This is a genomic window from Microvirga sp. P4_G7, assembly GCF_056401005.1.
On the sequence record NZ_JBFUKD010000212.1, the window covers coordinates 1 to 5,558 of the forward strand.

A 5,558-nucleotide genomic window follows, 5' to 3' on the forward strand; every position below is an offset into this window, starting at 1 on the left:
CCGAAAAGGCGTTATTCGACGGCTCCGATGTGGCAAAGCGGCGTTGCGGCGTCCGTCGCGCCATCGCCCATGGCCTTGCCACGACGAGCGCATTGGTTTTGCAGGAGTGGCGGAGACMCGGCGGGACAGTGTCGGTTCTTCAGACGGGCGATGCGAACGTCCTCGACGACGCCGCGACACGGTTCGCCACCGACTACATCGGCCTCTTCGAGATCATCGATGACCAGAAGCTCGGCCTGCCCATGGGCAAGAGCATCGACGATGCCCGTCCGGCGCTGGCAGAGGGCTGGCGCAGCAAACGATCATTGCGGGCCATCGCCGTCAACCTCGAAGCGGCGCAAGCCATGGGTAAACTGTTGCTCGATCCCGCCAGCGACGAAGGCGCTTCGCTGGTCTACGCCCTCCGCACACCGCTCGCGATGGCCGAGGCGCTCGGACAGGCGGATATCGGAACTCTCGCGGGCGATAAGAAGCAGCGCGCGAAGGTGGTTCTGCTGCGTGACGCCGTGCATTCGCTGCGCGAAGTCGCAAGTTTCTCGGTGCCGAACGCCCTCGGTGTGACGATGGGATTCAACAGCCGTGACGGTGATTGATCGACGCTCCTTCCTCGCCGGGCTGAGCGCCGCGATCGCGGCGCCGGCAGGAATGCGCTCGGCGTTCGCCGGCACACCCGAACCGCTCTTCGTGTCGGCGTGTCTCGATGGGAACGACGCCGCATCGGTTGCAGTGTTCGGCTTCGACGGGCGCATGGTATTCAACACGCGGCTGCCCGAACGCGGACACGACATCGCCATTCGTCCGCACGCCACAGACCTCGTCGTCTTCGCGCGTCGACCCGGCAATTGGGCCGCAATCATCGATCGCACCACGGGCAAAGTCGCGACGGTCGTCACATCGCCCAAGGGGCGTCACTTCTACGGCCACGGGGTTTTCTCAGCCGACGGGCGCATTCTCTACGCCACCGAAAACAAGATGACATCGGGTGAAGGCATGCTTGGTATCTACGATGCCGCAGCGGGCTATCGCCGGGTCGGCGAGATGCCGAGCTTCGGCATCGGGCCACACGACCTGGCCTATCTTCCCGACCATCGCCACATCGTCGTCGCCAATGGCGGGATCAGGACACATCCTGAAACCGGGCGTGAGATTTTGAACAAGGATGAAATGGAGCCGAGCCTTGCCCTCGTCGATCCACAAAGCGGGGATGTTCTGTTCAAGACCGATCTCGGCGCGGATCTCAAGGGCCTGAGCATTCGCCACCTCGCCGTCTCCGACGCAGGCGAGACCGTGTTCGGCTGCCAGTTCGAGGGCAATCAGGACGACATGCCGGCCCTCGTCGGAACGCTCGACCGCGACGGCAAGACCCGTTTTCTCGAAATGCCGGAGGACGACCTCAACGCGCTGAAAAACTACGTCGGCTCGGTGACACTCGATRCATCCGGACGCATTGCCGCCGCAACGAGCCCGCGTGGAAACACCATCGCATTCTGGGATCTGCCGAGCGGGCGTTACCTCGGGCGCCGCCGCATGTCGGACGTCTGCGGCATCGCCGCCGCCCCAGTCGAAGGCGTCTTTCTCGCGACCTCCGGCAATGCCGGCGTGCGCCTTGCTCCCGTGACGGCGAAAGAATTGCAGTCTCTCGGCGGAACCGAGCTCGATCGGTGGATTTGGGACAATCACACCCGCCGGGTGTAGCATTCGAGCCGAAAGGTCGTCCCATGTCCGAGGGAATCGGAACCGTCGAAACAAAGGAGGCGTTCGACCGAGCCGCCGAAGCGGCCATCGGGTTGAACACCCAAGATCGGCGCGAGGACCCGAGCCTGCTTGCGCGGGCGGCGGAGGTGGTGTCTGAGGTCGATTGGCGCAAGGCTGGAGCCGCATTCGGCCTGTGCCTGTTCGTGATTGCGGTTGTCGCTATCTATCGCGCGGCGGAATCGATGACCTGGCAAGATCTCCAGGCGGCTGTCGCCCATGTCGATCGACAGCGCCTTGTTGGCGCCGCAATGGCGACGGCGATGTCCTATGCCGTCCTCATCGGATACGACGTCCTCGCTCTGCGCCAAGTGGGAGCACACGTTCCTTTCGCCACCGCGGCCACGGCATCGTTCATCAGCCAGACCTTCACGTTTACGATGGGGTTCGGCCTTCTCACCGGTAACGCCGTGCGACTTCGCGTCTACACGGCAGCCGGCATCTCCGCCCTCGACATCGTCGCGATGGGTTTCTTCTGCGCGGTCACGTTCTGGTTCGGGCTCGCGGCTCTGACCGGCTTGAGTTTGATTGCGGAACCGTCGCTCGCCTCTCTCGTCGACGATGCGCCGGCGGGTCTCAATCGAGCTGCCGGCTTCGTGATTCTCGGTGCGTTGACCGCGTATCTGCTGTGGATGGCCGTGCGCCGCCGGCGTCTTCGCCTGGGCGGTTGGGGATTTACGCTGCCCGGACCGAAAGCGACCCTCGCTGCCATCAGTCTCGGTGCGCTCGACAGCGCTGCGGCGGCGTTGGCTCTTTGGCTGCTGCTGCCACAGACCGGAGACGTCACCTTTCCGGCTTTTCTGATCGTCTTCATCCTCGCGACCGTCCTCGGGGTCGTCAGCCATGTTCCCGGAGGCGTCGGTGTTTTTGAATCCGTCGTCCTTCTCGCTCTTCCTGATCTGCCGAAAGCCGAACTTTTCGCAGCGTTGGTCCTGTTCCGCGTCGTCTATTATCTCGTTCCTTTCGTCCTCGCATTACTGCTCCTGGCTTCTCGCGAGATCGCGGAGCATCAGCGCCCCATCGTACGTGTCGCGAAGCGCGTCGGCGGCACGTTGCGCTCCTTTTTTCCGCAGGCCAGCGCCATTGCGGTGTTCGGTGGCGGCGCGGTGCTGCTGCTCTCGGGCGCGACGCCGAGCGAGATGGAACGTCTGCGGCTCGTGCGCTATTTCGTGCCGCTGCCGTTCGTCGAAGCGTCCCACCTGCTCGGCAGCATGGTCGGCCTGCTGTTGCTCGTCGTCGCGACCGGTCTCGTTCGCCGCCTCGAGATGGCGTGGCGATGGGCCATGACACTGCTTGCCGCCGGTGCGTTGTTCTCGCTGATCAAAGGCGCCGACTACGAAGAGGCCGTCGTGTGCCTCGGCGGCCTGATTCTCCTGGTCATCGGACGCAATGAATTCTACCGCCGGGCCGACCTGTTCGACGAACGACCGTCGATCGAATGGATCATCGCCATCGGCGTCGCGATCGGCGCATCGATCTGGCTCGGCTTCTTCGCCTATCGCTATGTGGATTATAGCCCGGATCTGTGGTGGCATTTCGCCTATCGCGCGGATGCGCCACGGTTCCTGCGCGCGTCGCTCGCTGTCGCCGTGACGGCGGTCGGGATCGTGTCGTACGCCCTCGTGCACCGTCAGCCCCGCGAACAACAAGTGATGCCGGAAGCGTCCGTCGATCGCGCCCGCGCCATCGTCGCACATTCGCCACGGGTGGAGGCGCATCTCGCGCTCGTCGGAGACAAGAGATTTCTCTTCTCGCCCGATCAACAGGGCTTCGTGATGTACGGTCAGCAACGCCGCTCGCTGATCGCCATGGGCGACCCCGTCGCCGCGAACGAGGACACCGCCGAGGAATTGGTCTGGAGCTTCAAGGAGCTGGCCGACCGGCTCGGCGCCACGCCGGTCTTCTATCAGGTGGCGACGAGCCATCTGCCGATTTATCTCGATGCCGGCTTCTCCCTCGTCAAACTCGGCGAGGAGGCCTGGGTCGATCTATCGGTCCTCACGCTGGAAGGGGGCGATGGGCGCCGCTTGCGCCAAGCGAAAACGCGTGCGGAGAAAGCGGGCGCGACGTTCGAAATCGTACCGGCCGAAGATGTACGTGGCATCCTCGACGACCTCCGGGAAGTCTCCGATTTGTGGCTCGGCGAGAAGGGACGGGAGAAGGGTTTCTCGCTCGGCTTCTGGACAGACGAGGGCATGCTCGGCACCGATCAGGCCGTCGTTCGATGCAATGGGCGTATCGTCGCCTTCGCCAACATCTGGCGAAGCAACGACAGAAGCGAATTCACCATCGATCTCATGCGCCAGCGGCCGGATATGCCGAGTGGCGCAATGGACCTGCTCTTCATCGGCCTTCTGCAGCAGGCGCGGGCCGAAGGCTTCCGCTGGTTCAATCTCGGCATGGCGCCGTTATCGGGTCTTGCCCGTCACCGCCTTGCCTCGCGGTGGAGCAAACTGGGCGCGCTGATCTATCGCCGCGGCGACCGGTTCTACAATTTCGAGGGCCTGCGTGCGTTCAAGGAAAAGTTCCGGCCGGAATGGCGCCCGCGTTATCTCGCCTATCCGGGCGGTCTCTCATTGCCGCAGATCCTGTTCGATATCACGACGCTGATCGCTACCAGTCCCGAGAAGGCAATGCGCCTGCACCGGAGAGACGCCGATGAAACATGACCGGTTGACGCTTCTTCTTCTCGCCGCGTGCGGCCTGTTCGCTATCGCCCCCGCGCTAGCCGCGCCACGCGAAATGACGATCCAGCAGGATACCTTTGGCGACGTGGCGTTGTTCGCGCCGCAGGATGAGCCGAGAGCTTTCGTGATCTACTTGAGTGACGACGCGTCCGCGCAGGAAAGACAATCGGAGATCGATCGCTTCGTCGCTGAAGGTGTCGCAGTCGCGGCGTTGTCGACGCGATCCGTCGTCAAGGACATGGAGCGGCACGCGGACGCAAATGCCGATTGTTTCTATGTGCTCGGCGAGTTCGAAGACCTTTCGACGACGGCGCAGCGCGCTCTGCAATCGACAGCGTACCGCTGGCCGGTGATCGTCGGAAACGGCGCGGAAAGCGGGACGCTCGCCTATCTCGCCATCGCGCAAGCGCCCGACAACACCGCCGCGGGCGCAGTCAGCATTGGATTTCAGGACCATTTCTCATCCAGGCTTCCACTCTGCCCAGGCGCCAAAAGCCAACCTGCACCCGGCGGTTTCATCTATGCGCCGGCGAGCGATATTCCGGGCCGGTGGGTCCTGATCGCGGATTCCAAACCGCCGCCACAGATCGCGGCCTTCGTCGCGGCGGATCCCGGCAACGAATTGCGGATCGCCAGCGCCGGTCGATCCGTACTCGATGTGGCACTCGAGGCTGCGCTCGACATCGGCGCTCCTCCCGCAACGAGTCTGGCCGACCTGCCGCTCGTCGAGCTGCCGGCGAACGGCAAGATATCGGCTTTCGCGATCTTTCTGTCCGGCGACGGTGGGTGGCGCGATATAGACAAGTCGATCGCGGAGACTCTTTCGCAGAGCGGTTTGAGCGTCGTCGGCCTCGATTCTCTGCGATACTTCTGGAAAGAAAAATCGCCGGACCAAATTGCTCGGGATTTGGAGCGGATCGTTGCCCATTACGAGCAAAAATGGCAGGCACAGCGCGTCGTTCTGCTCGGTTTTTCCATGGGCGCGGATGTGATTCCCCCTGTCTGGGCAAAGCTGTCCCCGGCGACTCGCGACAAGATCCAGCTGATCGCGCTAATGGGGCTGGAGCCGACCGCTCTCTACGAAATCTCGATTGCGGGCTATCTCGGTGTGAATTCGGC

4 protein-coding genes are annotated in these 5,558 nt (G+C 63.4%); all 4 read left to right on the forward strand.

From position 1 onward, the window contains the following. Positions 1-593: imelysin family protein (locus AC1DT3_RS10950; RefSeq protein WP_477465288.1), on the forward strand; the 593-nt coding region annotated here is incomplete at its 5' end. Further along, positions 580-1,695, forward strand: a complete 1,116-nt coding sequence (locus AC1DT3_RS10955) for a DUF1513 domain-containing protein (protein ID WP_477465289.1) — start codon at positions 580-582, stop codon at positions 1,693-1,695. The genes AC1DT3_RS10950 and AC1DT3_RS10955, both read left to right, overlap by 14 nt. 23 nt (positions 1,696-1,718) lie before the next feature. After that, entirely contained in the window at positions 1,719-4,421 is a 2,703-nt protein-coding gene (mprF, locus tag AC1DT3_RS10960; RefSeq protein ID WP_477465290.1) for a bifunctional lysylphosphatidylglycerol flippase/synthetase MprF, read from the forward strand. Continuing rightward, positions 4,411-5,558, forward strand: a 1,148-nt coding sequence (locus AC1DT3_RS10965; RefSeq protein ID WP_477465291.1) for an AcvB/VirJ family lysyl-phosphatidylglycerol hydrolase, incomplete at its 3' end; no start/stop codon positions are given. The genes mprF and AC1DT3_RS10965, both read left to right, overlap by 11 nt.

Coding starts and splice junctions, on each gene's coding strand:
- mprF (WP_477465290.1), top strand. CDS start 1,719: ATGTCCGAGGGAATCGGAACCGTCGAAACAAAGGAGGCGTTCGACCGA.